This is a genomic window from Paraburkholderia phenazinium, from assembly GCF_900141745.1.
Lineage (GTDB): Bacteria > Pseudomonadota > Gammaproteobacteria > Burkholderiales > Burkholderiaceae > Paraburkholderia > Paraburkholderia phenazinium_B.
Genome location: NZ_FSRM01000001.1, coordinates 1,534,446 through 1,548,652 on the forward strand (window position 1 = coordinate 1,534,446; position 14,207 = coordinate 1,548,652).

Consider the following 14,207-nt stretch of genomic DNA (forward strand, 5'->3'; position numbering starts at 1 on the left):
TTGTCGAACGCTATGTCGCCCAAGAAATCGCCATTTTTCGAACTCCGCAGTGGCACTGTCGACACGCTCCTGTTCGTGGTCAAGACGACCGACCTCGACGCCATGCGTGCCGAACTGACCCGGCGCTTCGAAGCGACCCCCGAATTCTTCGCTAACGACGTCGTCGCGATCGACGTGCGCCGCCTTGCCGACGACGAGCGCGTGCCGCTCGCCGAGATCTCGCAACTGCTCGACAGCGTGCGGATGCGCCCGGTGGGCGTGGTAGCGAATCCGCAGCAGGGCTGGGCTGCCGAGTCCGCGTTGCCGCTGCTCGAAGCGCGCGACCGGCGCGGAGCAGCGGGCGCCAGGCCGGGAGCCGAAGAGGGCGCGCAGGGTGCTGAGAGCGGCGCAGCGCCGGAGGGTGGCGAGCGCGGCAACAGTGGCAACAGTGGCGAGAGCACCGCTCCGGTGCAGGGGGAATTGCCGATCGACGCGCCGGCAGCCTCCGTCGAAGTTGTGGCGGCCGGCCGTGCCGCGGGCACCCAGGCGACAGCGCCAGCCGACCCCGCGAAGCTGGTCACCTCGTCGACAACCACGGTGGTCGACAAGCCGCTGCGCTCCGGCCAGCGCATCTACGCGAAGGGCGATCTGGTGGTGCTGGGCCTCGTGAGCTACGGGGCGGAAGTGATCGCCGAAGGCAATATCCATATTTACGCGCCGTTGCGCGGCCGGGCCTTGGCCGGCGTGCAGGGCAACCACGACGCGCGCATTTTCTGTACGTGTCTGGAGCCGGAACTGATCTCGATCGCCGGTATCTACCGTACGACCGAGAACCCGCTGCCGGCCGATGTGCTCGGCAAGCCGGTGCAGATCTGGCTCGATGAAGAAAAGCTGATGATTGAACCGCTGCGTCTCACCTGATCACCGGTTGCGCGCGCCGTGCCCGGCGCGTGCCTGGGATCTGGCTGCCGCCGGACTTATTTGAACGAAATTGACGAACTCAGGGTAAGGGTAATGGCAAAAATCATTGTGGTGACATCGGGCAAGGGTGGCGTGGGCAAGACGACCACGAGCGCGAGTTTTGCATCGGCCCTGGCGTTACGGGGCCACAAAACCGCCGTGATCGACTTCGACGTCGGCCTGCGTAACCTCGACCTCATCATGGGCTGCGAACGTCGTGTGGTGTATGACCTGATCAACGTGATCCAGGGCGAAGCCAACCTGAATCAGGCGCTCATCAAGGACAAGAAGTGCGAGAACCTGTTCATCCTGCCGGCCTCGCAGACGCGTGACAAAGACGCGCTGACCATGGAAGGCGTCGAAAAGGTCATCAACGACCTGATCGCGATGGACTTCGAATATATCGTCTGCGATTCGCCGGCCGGTATCGAATCGGGCGCTCTGCTGGCAATGCACTTCGCCGACGAAGCGCTGATCGTGACGAACCCGGAAGTTTCCTCCGTGCGCGACTCGGACCGGATTCTCGGTATCCTGTCGTCGAAGACCAAGCGCGCGATCGAAAGCAAGGAGCCGATCAAGGAACATCTGCTGATCACGCGCTACAACCCGAAGCGTGTGAGCGAAGGCGAAATGCTCTCGCTCACCGATATTCAGGAGATCTTGCGCATCGATCTGATCGGCGTGATTCCGGAATCGGAAGCGGTGCTGCATGCGTCGAACCAGGGGCTGCCGGCCGTGCACCTCGACGGCACCGATGTCGCTGAAGCCTACAAGGATGTTGTGTCGCGTTTCCTCGGCGAGCAGAAATCGCTTCGCTTTACCGATTACCAGAAGCCAGGCCTCCTGCAGCGCCTCTTCGGCACCAAGTAAGGGGAGCGCACGTAATGTCGATTCTTTCGTTTTTGCTGGGCGAGAAGAAGAAGTCCGCGTCAATAGCGAAGGAACGCCTGCAGTTGATCATCGCGCATGAGCGCGCCGGCGGCCATGCGCCTGCCGATTATCTGCCAGCGTTGCAACGCGAACTCGTCGCCGTGATTTCCAAGTACGTGAAGATTTCCGATGAGGATATTCGCGTCAGCCTCGAGCGCCAGGACGACCTCGAAGTACTCGAGGTCAAGATCGAAATTCCGCAGGCCTGATTGCCGCAAGGGCGGTCTGTATGATGTTTTATGCGCTCCCTGTCCGGCATCGTGACGGGCAGGGGGTGTAACGCGGGTCTTGCCACCGTGTTGCGTGATGTCGTACGCTTTCGTGCAGCGGTTCCGCTGCCGGTTTTCGTGTCTCCGTGTGCTCCCCTCGAATGCTCAATGCCGCCCGCTGCGATTCTGTTGCCGCGAGGCGTCGCTACGCGTCCGCACTGGTAGTGCTGGGTGTCTCTTGACACGGCCCTGTCGCGGTTCTTTATCACACTGGCGCCGCCGGAAATATTCGGTTGCACTTGAGGGACAGGCGTTACGTCCGGCATGTCAGCCAAAACGCGGTCTCGCGCATTAAACGGACACCACCACCACCGGTGCTTTTAAGAAAGAGGGGAATATGAACAGGAATCTTCGTTTGCTGGTCGCTCAGATTGTGCTCGTTGCCGCGGGCGCAGCGGCTGTCGGTTCGGCATCCGCACAGGTCGTTGTGGTGGCGCCGTCGGCTCCGCCGCCCGTGCGTTATGAAGCCGTGCCTGCGCCGCGCCATGGCTTCGTATGGGATCAGGGTCACTGGCGTTGGGACCACGGCCGCTACGTGTGGGTGCCGGGCCACTGGCAGCCCGAGCGCGTCGGCTATCACTGGGTGCCTGGCCACTGGGTCGCCCATGGTCCGAACTACCGCTGGGTTGAAGGCCACTGGGGCTAAGCTTTTGGCAGCGGCGCGTTGCGGTTGCGACGCGCCGGCGCTTTCCGGCACAGCGTGAGCGCCGCCTGAGCCAGGCTCGACCTAGCGCGGCGGCGCGTCGGCCTCATCAGCCGTGTTTGCCTCGGGCTCCTCGTCGATGAGCGCCTCGGGCACTTCCGGTACCGGCACAGGCGCGGGTTGCGGCAAAGGCGCCATATAGCGCTGCGATAACGCTTCATACAGGGGCGGCGCAAAGAGACGCGATACGCGACTCGCGATCAGCGCCGTCGCCATCAGCGAGATCACGAGGGCGTGGCCGTTGATCATTTCCATCACGATCACGAACGACGTAATCGGCGCCTGGGTGACGGCGGCCAGGTAGCCCACCATGGCGAGCGCGATCAGCATCTGCAGTTGCATGCTGCCGAACACCATATGCAGCAGATTGCCGAAGCCTGCACCGATCGACAGCGACGGCGCGAAGATGCCGCCTGGAATACCCGGCAGATACGAGCCGACCATCGAGATGAGCTTCAGAAACGGATAGAACACCGACAGATGCTCGCTGCCGTCGAGCAGACCACGCGCCTCCGCGTAGCCGCTGCCGAAGGTCAAGCCGCCCGAGATCAAACCGACAACAGCGATCACCAGCCCACACAGCGCGGCGAAGAGAACCGGCCGCTCGCTATGGAGCTTGCGCAGCGGCGCGGGAATCCAGCGCGCCGTGTTGAGCAGCAGCCAGCAGAAGAAGCCGCCGGCGATACCGGTGACGACAGCCGTAAGCACCACAGCCACGGCGAGCAGATCCGGGAAATGCGTACCAATCTGGATCGTGCCGAAATAGGTGTAGTTGCCGTTCAGCCCAAGCGCGATCACACCGGCGATGATGATGGCCGTAATCAGCACACCGCTTGCGCGCGCCTCGAAGCTGCGGGTGAGTTCCTCGATGGCGAACACGATCCCTGCCAGCGGCGTGTTAAATGCTGCGGACAAGCCCGCCGCTGCGCCGGCCAGCACGAGCTGCCGCTCGATCAGCGCGTTCGAGCGCGGGTAGAAGCGGCGCAGGTTGAACATCAGCGCGGCGCCCACCTGGACCGTCGGTCCTTCGCGACCAATCGTAAAGCCACCGAGGATAGCGAGGAACGACACGGCGATCTTGCCGAACAGGATCCGGAACGACAGCAGCCGCGAGCCATATTCAGAGGGTTTGGCGTGCAGTGTGGCAATGACTTGCGGAATGCCGCTGCCCTCCGCGCCGCGAAAGAATGTGCGCGTGAGCCATACGCACAAGGCTGAAATCGCGGGAGTCACAATCAGCGGCAGCCACACATGCCGGTGTTGCATGGCGCTGAACTGGTCGAAGCCGAAGTTGATGAGGCGGGCGTAGAACACCGCGATCAGACCGACGGCGATGGCGCCGAGCCAGAACACACCGTATTGGCGCCACAGGCGGCGCGTGCGCCGGATGACGTTGGAGGGAAGAGGTGGGAATGCCCGCATTAGATGAGCGCTCAGGCAAAGCGTGAATTATACCGATCGATCACCTCGCGCGACCGTGAAAGGATATTGAAATAATTGCGACGGATAGTGCCCGAGAGCGCTGCTGCGTGCCATTTCGAGATGTACCTTTGGCTGGCCGCGCTCCGCACAGCGCGCCGCCTCGCGTATGTGACGAAAACGCGGTCGGCTATAATAAGCGCCGCGATCGATACTGTGACGGGCTACTAATGAAGCGAATTCTTATCGTCAAGGTGACTTCCCTGGGCGATATTGTCGAAGCCCTTCCGGTTATTGCCGACATCAAGCGAGCATTTCCGGGGGTGCAGGTGGACTGGGCGGCGGACGAAGCGTTTGCCGAAGTGGTCCACTGGAGCCAGCGTGTGGACCGCGTCCTGTGCGCACCGCTGCGCCGCTTCAAGAAGGCGCGCCGCTGGTCGGACCTCAAGGCTATCGGCGCCTCCATCGGCGAGCTTCGCGCTTACCGCTACGATTGCATCATCGATATCCAGGGCGTCTACAAGACCGCCATCATCGCCTTTCTCGCGCGTTCGTCGCGCCGTGTCGGCTACCGCAACAAGGACCTCGGCGAGGTGGGCGCATCGTTCGCCTATACGGCACGGTTCGGCCCTCGTCCGCCCGTCAGCGCCTGGGAAGGCATGCGTATCAGCGCGGGTGAGGCCCTCGGCTACCAGCCCGAAGGCGAGCCTGTCTTCGATCTGAAATTACCCGAAACCGGTACCACACCGTTCGAGGCAGGTGACGCACCTGTCGCGGCGCTGTTCCATGCCACCTCCAAAGACGACAAGAAATGGCCGGTCGAGCATTGGGGCGAGGTAGGACGCGAACTGACGCGGCGCGGGTTTCGCATCGTGCTGCCGTGGGGTTCGCCGCGCGAGCGTGAGGAAGCCGAAGCAATCGCCGAAGAAGTGCCGGGCGCGACCGTGTTGCCGCAGATGAGCGTCACCGAGATCGCCCGGATGATCGACGCGTGTTCTCTTGTGGTCGGTACGGATACCGGCTTTGTCCACGTCGCTCACGCGCTGCAAAAGCGCACGGTGATGATCTTTGTCGCGACCTCGCGCGACCATTTCGGTATCGAAGCGCCGTATCGCTCGATCTCGATCGGCGATGGCCTGTCGGTGCCGCCCGTCAGCGAAGCGATCCAGGCGATCGACTACGTGCATGGCGAACCGCGTCCCACTGGCGCGCAAGCGCATTCCGCCACCGCTGTCTGATCGTCCGCAGGCAGCCGCCCCGCTGCCGCTCCAATGCGCGTGCCATAGCAGGCACTCTTTCCTCGCCCAAGAAAAAAGGCGTGACGCACAGTCCGCCCAATCGAATGGACGCTGCCGCGGCACGCCTCTAAAAGCGCCCGCGTCGGGGAACGACGGGCGGAGAGGATCCTACATGAACACAACAGGACTGCACCCTTAAAGACTACGCCCGGTGCGTCGAGTTCAATCACCTTTGCGCGATGTGGCTGCGCGTTGCAGACGCAAGCCGATGCAACTGCCACTCGGCTGGCACCCATTTCCCGCATTACACGGCTGTTAAAAGTGTCGCATTTGGTAGTTCGCCGACGCGCAGCTTACGCGTTCCATGCATCCACCGAGTTCACACAGAGTGCCTGAATGCAGGCCACACCTCAATGGGTCCTGCTCCGCGCCCTGTATTGAAGCCGCCGCGGGTCGCGAAACCTGTAACGCAACCCTCATCATCGCTTACAAAATGCAACGCCCGCGCACCTGCGCTTCGTGTCCAATCAATCTCATTCGAGGCGAACTCGAATACCACCGAAACGAAGGGAGAACGACGTGAAACGCTTGACGCTGACTTTGATTGCCGGTGCGCTGCTGGCAGCTGCACTGGGAGGCTGTGTGATCGCACCGGCGCCGGGTTATTACGGCGGCGGCTACTACCACCACGACCACGGGTACTACAACTGATAAGCAGGGAAGTCGCGCATACGTTGTGTGCCGCGACATGGGAGGCGAGGGCTGTAAAGCCGGCAGCGGGCAGAACCGTCGCATGGCCGGAACGCACCGGGCATGCGACGGTCGCCTGCATGGCGTTTAGCCAGATCCTCCCAGAGGATCAGCTAAGCATCATCTCGAACGCGACCACCGCGACGATGGCCGCCGCATTGGCAGCGAGCGCTTCTAGCACAATGGCTTTCCAGCTCGAAGGGCGGAAGCGAATGGCCAGCAGCAGCGAGCACAGCAGTGCCAGCGCGATGATCATCACGACGTCTGAGTTCTGGAGATACAGCCTCATGGTTGCCTCCTGGCTCACTGGGGATCTGGCTCGAGTATAAGCACGTCAAAAAGACGTGCAAGAGGGAAACCCACCAGGTGAGACCAGGGGCTGAAGCGGCGCGACGTTAAGAGCGCGCTTACATCAGTTGGGCATCGCGTGTTTCGCGCATACACAGCACACCGAACAGACTGACCGCGGCGGCAATCGATACGTAAGCGCCGACCCACGTCAGACCGCCATGCGCCGCGAGCACCTGAGCGATGTACGGCGCCACCGATGCGCCGAGAATCCCGCCCAGGTTATACGACACGCCTGCACCGGTATAGCGCACGTTGGTTGGAAACAGTTCCGGCAGCAGCGCGCCCATCGGGGCGAAAGTCACGCCCATCAGGAACAGCTCGATCACGAGGAACAGCAGCACGAGCGGCATCGAGCCGCTACCGAGCAGCGGCGCCATCGTGAAGCCGGAGAGGATGGCTGCGATGATGCCAACGATCAGCACCGGTTTGCGCCCGTAGCGATCGCTGGCCCATGCGGACAGCGGCGTGGCGAGCGCCATGAACAGCACGGCGACGCACAGCAGGCCGAGGAAGCTCTGACGCGGAATATGCAGTACAGATACACCGTACGACAGCGAAAACGTCGTCGCGTTGTAGAACAGCGTATAGCAGACCACCATCGCCAGAGCGCCGAGCAGCGTTGGCCGCCAGTAGCTCGAGCACAGTGTTGCGATTGGCACGCGCACGCGTTCCTGACGCTCGATGGCGGCGCGAAACGCCGGCGTCTCGGTAATCTTCAGGCGTACGTACAGGCCGAGCGCAACCAGCACGGCGCTGACGATGAACGGCACGCGCCAGCCCCAGCTACGGAACTGCTCGTCCGAGAGCGATAGCGCGAGGCCGAAGAACAGGCCATTGGATGCCAGAAAACCGATCGACGGTCCGAGCTGCGGAAACATGCCGAACCAGCCACGCTTGCCGGCGGGGGCGTTTTCGGTGGCAAGCAGCGCTGCGCCGCCCCATTCGCCACCCAGGCCGATCCCCTGGCCGAAGCGCAGGACGCACAGAAGGATCGGCGCGAGGCTGCCGATCGAGTCGTAGCCGGGTACGAAACCGATCAGCGTGGTCGAGAGGCCCATCACCAGCAACGAAGCGACGAGGGTCGATTTGCGGCCGATGCGGTCGCCAAAGTGACCAAACAGAAACGAGCCGATCGGCCGCGCGACGAACGCGATGCCGAACGTAACGAACGCCGACAGCGCCTGCGCAGTCGCTGAGCCATGCGGGAAGAACACTGGGCCGATGACAAGCGCGGCGGCTGTCGCGTAGACGTAGAAGTCGTAGAACTCGATCGCTGTGCCGATGAAGCTGGCGAAGATGATCCGCGAACTGCTGGTTTGACCGGCGTCGTCGGGGTTGGCCGCTGAAATCGGCGAAGTGGACATTCCAAGGTTCTCCTGTGTCGTGACGCAGCGTGGCGCGCCTCGCGGGCGGCGCGCATACGGCGTCTTTTGTTTGGATTAGTATGCTCCGCGGCCAGACGGCCTGCACCGGCGTAGGCAGCCGGCTGGAGCAATGCAAGGCGCGCGGGTGGCGCGGCAACGCGAGGGGCGGGACGGCTGGTGCCGGCGGGTGAGCGGGCAGCATCGACGATCACGCCCGTGCCGGAAGGCTCCGGCGAGGGATCGCGAAATTATAGCGTGCGGCCCGTCAGTCGATGGTCTGCGCTTGTGGCGAGGCGAACTCGCGGAGCTGGAACTTGCCGTTGTCGTTGAATAGCCAGTCTTCGAACAGCTCGACCTGGCCGCGTGTATTGAGCAGTCTGGCAGGCGGCTGCGGCAACGGCGCAGCACGGCGCAGTGTCGCGAGTGCGGTGCTTTCCGCTTCGTCGTCGCCGTTGGTGCGATAGACGGCTGACTGGATCACCTGACCGTCGCGGTCGACGGTGAACGAGACTACCACCAGCGAGCGCAGCATCGGCTGCAACGTACCTTGCAACACGTAAGACGGATTGCGATCGAGGATGCGCCGAGCGACCGCGACGCGGTATTGATCGAGCGTTGCGCTGTTTACGGCAGCGGGCGGAGTAATGAGCAGCGGCCGGTCAGACGGCGTGAAAGTGCAGCCGGCCGCCATGAGGGCCATGACGAGTGCGAAACCTGCGCCGCGTGCGAGCGGGGACCACGAACGGCGATGCGAAGCCGGGCAACGAAGGTGGCGTGTGCGGGTGAGCATCCAGGCTCCGTTCGATGTCAGGACGTAGTTTCATCCTAGTCAAATCCCGCCAGGTTTCAATTCGAGTTGGCCCTGATTTGGCATGGAAAGAATGGCCATTCATGCGGCACGTTCATTCCCAGGCAGATGTAACTGCGTAACCTCTCGAAACAAGGCCGTAGCCAAACTGTTGGCGTAGCTCACTAGGATGTCGACATCGCCCATGCGTTTTACGAAGGAGAGGTCCGATGTTGAGCCATCACGAACTTGCGACGCTCATGTTGTTCCGGGATACCGGGCGGCATCTGGAAGAGTTTGATCCGGACGTTCTTGCGCTGCGTCGCTATGAGCTGGTCGAAGTGCGCTCGCACGACCGCCATGGCTCGACGCTGCAATTGACCCGGCGTGGTCGCGAATTGTTGCAGCGTCTGCATCTGGACGGCGGCCGGCTGCAATAAAGCGTTGAAAACGCCCTGCAGCCGGATCGCCCCGTCCGTCCCTGCTAAAATTCATGACAGCAACATTGCAGTGTAACGAGCGGAAAAAATTCTTTGCTCTGAAGTAATTGTATTGCGGGTTAGAGTGGAATAGCGTTCAGTAGTACTGTGAGACACCATATCGGTGCCGGTTTACGTCGTGGAGATTGTTGTGAAAAGCTTGAAAATTTTGCTCGGCTTGTCCGCTGCTGCAATGGTTTGTGCGAGCGGCGTAGCCCATGCAGCACACGTAGGGGTGTTCATTGGGGGCGGCGGCTACTACTACCCGTGGGGCGTGCCGTATTACTATCCGTATCCGCCGGCGGTTGCCGTGCCGGTGCCGGTACCCGTGCAGCCGCAGGAGTATGTGGAGCAGGGCCAGACTTCTGCAGCCCCGGCGGCGTCCGGGCAACCGGGTGGCACCTGGTACTACTGTGACGACACGAGGAGCTATTACCCGTATGTGAAGTCATGCTCATCGGGTTGGCGCCCCGTGCCGGCGCAGCAGTCGCAGTAGCCTGCAAACCAAAAACGCATTACCGCAAAGAGAAGGAAATGAAATATTCAAGGCTTGCTCTTATCGCTTCACTGAGCTTTCTAGGCGCGTGTTCGGTCATGCCTGCTGGTCCTAGCGTCATGGCGCTGCCGGGCACCGGTAAAACTTTCGACCAGTTCCGCGTTGACGACAACTCGTGCCGTCAGTTTGCTTTCCAGCAGGTGGGCGGGGTTTCGACCAACCAGGCTGCGACCAACAGCGCGGTGGGTAGCGCGGTGGTCGGCACGGCGCTCGGCGCCGCCGCCGGTGCAGCTTTCAACGGTGGCAGCGGCGCAGCAGTCGGCGCAGGTGCCGGTCTGCTGGCAGGCTCGCTGTTCGGTGCCGGCGCGTCTCAGAATTCGGCTTACGATGTCCAGCGCCGCTACGACTACGCGTATCTGCAATGCATGTATGCGAACGGCAACCGGATTCCGGTGCAGGGCCGCATGCGCACCATGGAGTCGAACGGAGGCGGTGGTGGGTATGTGACCACCACCCCGCCGCCGCCGCCGGGTTCGCCGCCTCCGCCGCCGCCTGGCGCGTATTGAGCGGAACGATTGGCTTCACCTGAACATGGCTGCCGTTTTTAACGGCAGCCATGTTGTTTTTGGGTCGGCGGTTTTCACGCACAGGTCAGGCGGCCAACTCAGACGGCCGCGCGGCGCTGGCCGCGTGTGCGCATCCACGACTGCAGGCGGTCGATGTAGAGATACACGACCGGCGTCGTATAGAGCGTCAGCATCTGGCTGACGATCAGGCCGCCCACAATCGAAATGCCCAGCGGCCGGCGCAGATCGGCGCCCTCTCCGTGGCCGAAAGCTAGCGGCAAGGCGCCGAGCAGCGCTGCGAAGGTGGTCATCATGATCGGGCGGAAGCGCATCAGACTGGCGTGATAGATCGCGTCGCGCGACGACATGCCCTCGCGTGTGGCATCGATCGCGAAATCCACCATCATGATCGCGTTTTTCTTGACGATGCCGATCAGCAGGATCACGCCGATCAGCGACATCACCGTGAACTCGATATGGAATGCCATCAGCGCGAGCAGCGCACCGACGCCCGCCGACGGCAGCGTCGAGAGAATCGTCAGCGGATGGGCATAGCTCTCGTAGAGGATGCCGAGCACGATATACACGGCCGCGAGCGCCGCCAGAATCAGCAGCGGCTCGTCCGAGAGCGATTGCTGGAAGGTGCGCGCCGTGCCCTGAAAGCCGCCGTGAATTGTGCCCGGCATGCGAATCTCCGCCATGGTCCGGTCGATCGCGGCGACCGCTGTAGAGAGCGGTTCGCCGGGCGGCAGGTTGAACGAGATCGTGGTGGCGACAAAGTCACCCTGGTGATTGACGCCGAGCGGCGTGTGACCCGGATCCCATCGCGCAAACGTGCTGAACGGAATCATGGTCTCCTGCGCGGTGCTGACCGAGGTGCCTGCGGATGCGCTCGAGTGTCCGCTTGCCGCCAGCGAGTTGATGGCGAGGTTGCGTGCCGAGTCGGCCGCGATGGCAGCCGCGCTGGTCGCGCTGCTCGAGGTACTGCTGGAGCTGCCTGAACTGGCCGAGCCGCCGCCGGACGATGCACCTCCACCCCCTGACCCGGCGCCGGCCAAAGCGAAGGGCGTGGCCGCGGGTGTCGAAGGCGAGCCGCTGATCGTGGCCGACGTGCCGGCGCTACTGGCAGCCGAAGCCAACGCCTCTGCCGCAGTGGACTGGATACCGACCGCCGGCGTGCTGGACGGCGGAGGCGGTTGGGTCGGCGTGGCGGTGCCGCCGGCTGTTGCCGTCGGGCCGGTGCCGGTGACAGTCATCGCCGGATTCGACGAGCCTCCCGAACCGGAACCTGACGAGCTCGCTGCCGTCGTTACCGTGCCTGCCACCGCATTGGTCGACTGTGTGCCGCTCGGCGTGCCTGCTGAGGTACTTACGTACAGTTCATCGAGCGTTTCCGGGTATTGCCAGTAACGCGGCGCCACTTCCATGACGACGTAGTACTGGTTCAGCGGGTTATAGATGGTGGACACGAGCCGTTGACCGTATGCGTCGTAGAGCGTGTTGTCGATCTGCGCGGGGGTGATGCCGAGGCGCGCGGCCGTGCCGCGATCGATATCGACGTTCGCTTCGAGGCCGCCTTGCTGCTGGTCCGAATTGACGTCCTCCAGCTCGGGCACGTTTTGCAGCGCCTGCGTGAGGCGCGGCGCCCATTGATAGAGTTCGGTAGTCGAATCGCCGAGCAGCGTGAACTGATACTGCGCGTTGCTCTGCCGTCCGCCGACGCGGATATCCTGCACCGCTTGCAGATAGAGTCTGCCGCCGGGCACGGCATTGAGTTTCGGCCGCAGCCGCGCGATGACCTCGTCGGCCGTTTCGGCGCGTTGCGACAGCGGCTTCAATGCGACGTAGACGGAACCGGTGTTGGTCTGCCGGCCGCCTGTAAAGCCGACGACGCTATCCACCGCGGGGTCGTCGCCGATAATCTTCATGAGTTGCCTGAGCTTCGGGCCCATGGCCTGGAACGAAGTGTCCTGATCAGCCTGAATGCCGCCGATCAGACGCCCCGTGTCCTCCTGCGGAAAGAAGCCCTTGGGAATCACCGTGTAGAGATAGACGTTTAGCACGATCGTTGCCACTAGCGTCATGAGCAGCAGAAACGGATGACGTAGCGACCATTCGAGCGAGCGCGCGTAACCGTCGTTCAGTCGTTGCAATGGCACGGCAAACAGGCGGCCGATGCGCGTCGGGTTTTTCGGGCCGGCCGTGCGCAGCAGGCGCGAACACATCACCGGCGTCGTCGTGAGCGAGACCACCAGCGAGACGGCAATCGCGAGCGACAGCGTCACGGCGAATTCGCGGAACAGCCGTCCGATGATGCCGCTCATCAGCAGAATCGGGATGAACACGGCCACCAGCGAAATCGAAATCGACAGCACGGTGAAGCCCACTTCGCGGGCGCCGACCAGGGCCGCCTGCATGCGCGGCATGCCGTCCTCCATGTGGCGCGCGATATTTTCGAGCACGACGATCGCGTCGTCGACGACGAAACCGGTTGCAATGGTCAAGGCCATCAGCGAGAGGTTGTCGATCGAATAGCCGAACAGGTACATGAAACTGAAAGTGCCGATGATCGACACCGGCACCGCCGCGGTAGGGATCAGTGCCGCGCGTCCGCTGCCGAGGAAGATAAACACTACGAGGATCACGAGTCCCACCGCGACTATCAGCGTCGCTTCCGTATCGTGCAGCGAAGCGCGGATGGTGGTGGAACGGTCAGACGCTTCGATCACGTCGACGTCGGCGGGCAACGCGGGTTTCAGTTGCTCGATCTGTTTGCGCACGGCGTCGACCGTGCTGATGATGTTCGCGCCCGGCTGGCGGTACAGCATCACGAGTACGGCTGGCTGATTGTTGCGGGCGAGGCCGAGATTGCGCAGGTCCTCGACCGAATCGACGATCTCGCCGACGTCCGAGAGCTTGACCCCCGCGCCGTTGCGATACGCGATGATCAGATCCTTGTACTGGTCCGCTATGCGTGCCTGATCGTTGGCGTAGAGCTGATAACGCTCGCCGTAGCTTTCGATGATGCCTTTGGGGCTGTTGGCATTGGCAGACGCGAGCGCAGCCCGTACGTCCTCAAGACCGATGCCGTAGTGATACAGCGCGGTCGGATTCAGCTCGACGCGCACGGCTGGGTTGGCAGAACCGTTGACATCGACTTCGCCGATGCCGGGCAATTGCGATAACGACTGCGCGAGGATCGTCGAGGCCAGATCGTAGAGTCTGGCGCGCGGCAGCGTGTGCGAGGTGAGCGCGAGAATCAGGATCGGCGCGTCGGACGGATTGACCTTGTGATACGTCGGGTTGCTGCGCAGGCTCGCCGGCAGATCCGCGCGAGCTGCATTGATGGCGGCCTGCACATCGCGCGCAGCGCCATTGATGTCGCGATCGAGTCCGAACTGCAAGGTGACACGCGACGAACCCACCGTGCTTTGCGAGGTCATTTCGGTGACGTCGGCAATCTGTCCGAGGTGACGCTCAAGCGGACTGGCAACGCTGTTAGCGACCGTATCGGGACTCGCTCCGGGCAGGCTCGCCTGCACCGAGATGGTCGGAAAGTCGACCTGCGGCAACGGAGCGACCGGAAGCTTGACGAATGCAAATATACCGGCGAGCGCCACGCCTATCGAAAGCAGCGTGGTCGCAACGGGGCGTTCGATAAAGGGACGTGAGAGATTCATCGGCAGGACGCGTGTGCTGGCAAGGCAGCGTCTGACGATGTTAGAAGATGGGGATCTTGCAGGCGTTACGTATGTTTTTCAGCCGGTTACGAAGTAACCGCAGAGAAATAATGGCGAGGAATAACGCTCATGTAATTCTACGAAACATTGACGAAATTCCATGAAGAGCAAATCGCTCTACACTGCAATTGCCTCTCCCAAGGAGGCATCGGTGGAAGGTCTTATATTTGCCCGCT

13 protein-coding genes and 2 pseudogenes are annotated in these 14,207 nt (G+C 62.5%); 9 read left to right on the plus strand and 6 right to left on the minus strand.

Annotated features, from left to right (window positions below; translation table 11 throughout):
• Positions 1 to 12 precede the first annotated feature (12 nt).
• The 4 genes from minC to BUS06_RS07180 all read left to right on the plus strand — a co-directional run bounded on the left by minC (position 13) and on the right by BUS06_RS07180 (position 2,784).
• A complete protein-coding gene (gene minC / locus BUS06_RS07165) occupies positions 13 to 900 on the plus strand; it encodes a septum site-determining protein MinC (protein WP_074263650.1) in 888 nt (295 codons plus the stop codon).
• 93 nt (positions 901 to 993) lie between these two features.
• The gene (minD, locus tag BUS06_RS07170; RefSeq protein ID WP_074263651.1) at positions 994 to 1,809 is read left to right on the plus strand and encodes a septum site-determining protein MinD; all 816 of its coding nucleotides are present in this window, start codon (positions 994 to 996) and stop codon (positions 1,807 to 1,809) included.
• 14 nt (positions 1,810 to 1,823) lie between these two features.
• Positions 1,824 to 2,078, plus strand: a complete 255-nt coding sequence (minE, locus tag BUS06_RS07175; RefSeq protein WP_074263652.1) for a cell division topological specificity factor MinE — start codon at positions 1,824 to 1,826, stop codon at positions 2,076 to 2,078.
• A gap of 397 nt (positions 2,079 to 2,475) precedes the next feature.
• Positions 2,476 to 2,784, plus strand: a complete 309-nt coding sequence (locus BUS06_RS07180; protein WP_074263653.1) for a YXWGXW repeat-containing protein — start codon at positions 2,476 to 2,478, stop codon at positions 2,782 to 2,784.
• 81 nt (positions 2,785 to 2,865) lie between these two features.
• Here BUS06_RS07180 and BUS06_RS07185 read toward each other — a convergent pair whose 3' ends face one another.
• Positions 2,866 to 4,263, minus strand: a complete 1,398-nt coding sequence (locus BUS06_RS07185) for a chloride channel protein (RefSeq protein WP_074263654.1) — start codon at positions 4,261 to 4,263, stop codon at positions 2,866 to 2,868.
• Positions 4,264 to 4,490: 227 nt separating this feature from the next.
• Here BUS06_RS07185 and waaC point away from each other — a divergent pair, with 227 nt between their 5' ends.
• A complete protein-coding gene (gene waaC / locus BUS06_RS07190; RefSeq protein ID WP_074263655.1) occupies positions 4,491 to 5,498 on the plus strand; it encodes a lipopolysaccharide heptosyltransferase I in 1,008 nt (335 codons plus the stop codon).
• Between the two features lie 579 nt (positions 5,499 to 6,077).
• Positions 6,078 to 6,209 carry a hypothetical protein gene (locus BUS06_RS38525; protein WP_302050849.1) on the plus strand — a complete coding sequence of 44 codons (132 nt, stop codon included), beginning with the start codon at positions 6,078 to 6,080 and terminating at the stop codon, positions 6,207 to 6,209.
• Between the two features lie 148 nt (positions 6,210 to 6,357).
• On the opposite strand, the gene BUS06_RS07195 is transcribed toward BUS06_RS38525, so the two are convergent.
• The 3 genes from BUS06_RS07195 to BUS06_RS07205 all read right to left on the minus strand — a co-directional run bounded on the left by BUS06_RS07195 (position 6,358) and on the right by BUS06_RS07205 (position 8,753).
• A complete protein-coding gene (locus BUS06_RS07195) occupies positions 6,358 to 6,537 on the minus strand; it encodes a hypothetical protein (RefSeq protein WP_074263656.1) in 180 nt (59 codons plus the stop codon).
• Between the two features lie 118 nt (positions 6,538 to 6,655).
• Positions 6,656 to 7,963 (minus strand): MFS transporter, encoded by a 1,308-nt coding sequence (locus tag BUS06_RS07200; RefSeq protein ID WP_074263657.1) that lies wholly within the window; start codon positions 7,961 to 7,963, stop codon positions 6,656 to 6,658.
• A 265-nt stretch (positions 7,964 to 8,228) separates the two neighbouring features.
• The gene (locus tag BUS06_RS07205; RefSeq protein ID WP_074263658.1) at positions 8,229 to 8,753 is read right to left on the minus strand and encodes an energy transducer TonB family protein; all 525 of its coding nucleotides are present in this window, start codon (positions 8,751 to 8,753) and stop codon (positions 8,229 to 8,231) included.
• Between the two features lie 227 nt (positions 8,754 to 8,980).
• Here BUS06_RS07205 and BUS06_RS07210 point away from each other — a divergent pair, with 227 nt between their 5' ends.
• The 3 genes from BUS06_RS07210 (at position 8,981) to BUS06_RS07220 (ending at position 10,291) form a co-directional block, all read left to right on the plus strand.
• Positions 8,981 to 9,190: a hypothetical protein gene (locus tag BUS06_RS07210; RefSeq protein WP_074263659.1), complete on the plus strand. Its 210-nt coding sequence runs from the start codon at positions 8,981 to 8,983 to the stop codon at positions 9,188 to 9,190.
• Positions 9,191 to 9,380: 190 nt separating this feature from the next.
• Positions 9,381 to 9,725 carry a hypothetical protein gene (locus BUS06_RS07215; protein WP_143787470.1) on the plus strand — a complete coding sequence of 115 codons (345 nt, stop codon included), beginning with the start codon at positions 9,381 to 9,383 and terminating at the stop codon, positions 9,723 to 9,725.
• Between the two features lie 38 nt (positions 9,726 to 9,763).
• On the plus strand, positions 9,764 to 10,291 hold the full coding sequence (locus BUS06_RS07220) for a YMGG-like glycine zipper-containing protein (protein WP_074263660.1): 528 nt from the start codon (positions 9,764 to 9,766) through the stop codon (positions 10,289 to 10,291).
• A gap of 98 nt (positions 10,292 to 10,389) precedes the next feature.
• On the opposite strand, the pseudogene BUS06_RS38760 reads toward BUS06_RS07220, so the two are convergent.
• Positions 10,390 to 11,274: pseudogene (locus tag BUS06_RS38760) on the minus strand (efflux RND transporter permease subunit); the annotation flags it as partial.
• A gap of 327 nt (positions 11,275 to 11,601) precedes the next feature.
• Positions 11,602 to 13,971 (minus strand): annotated as a pseudogene (locus tag BUS06_RS07225) (efflux RND transporter permease subunit); the annotation flags it as partial.
• Between the last annotated feature and the right edge of the window lie 236 nt (positions 13,972 to 14,207).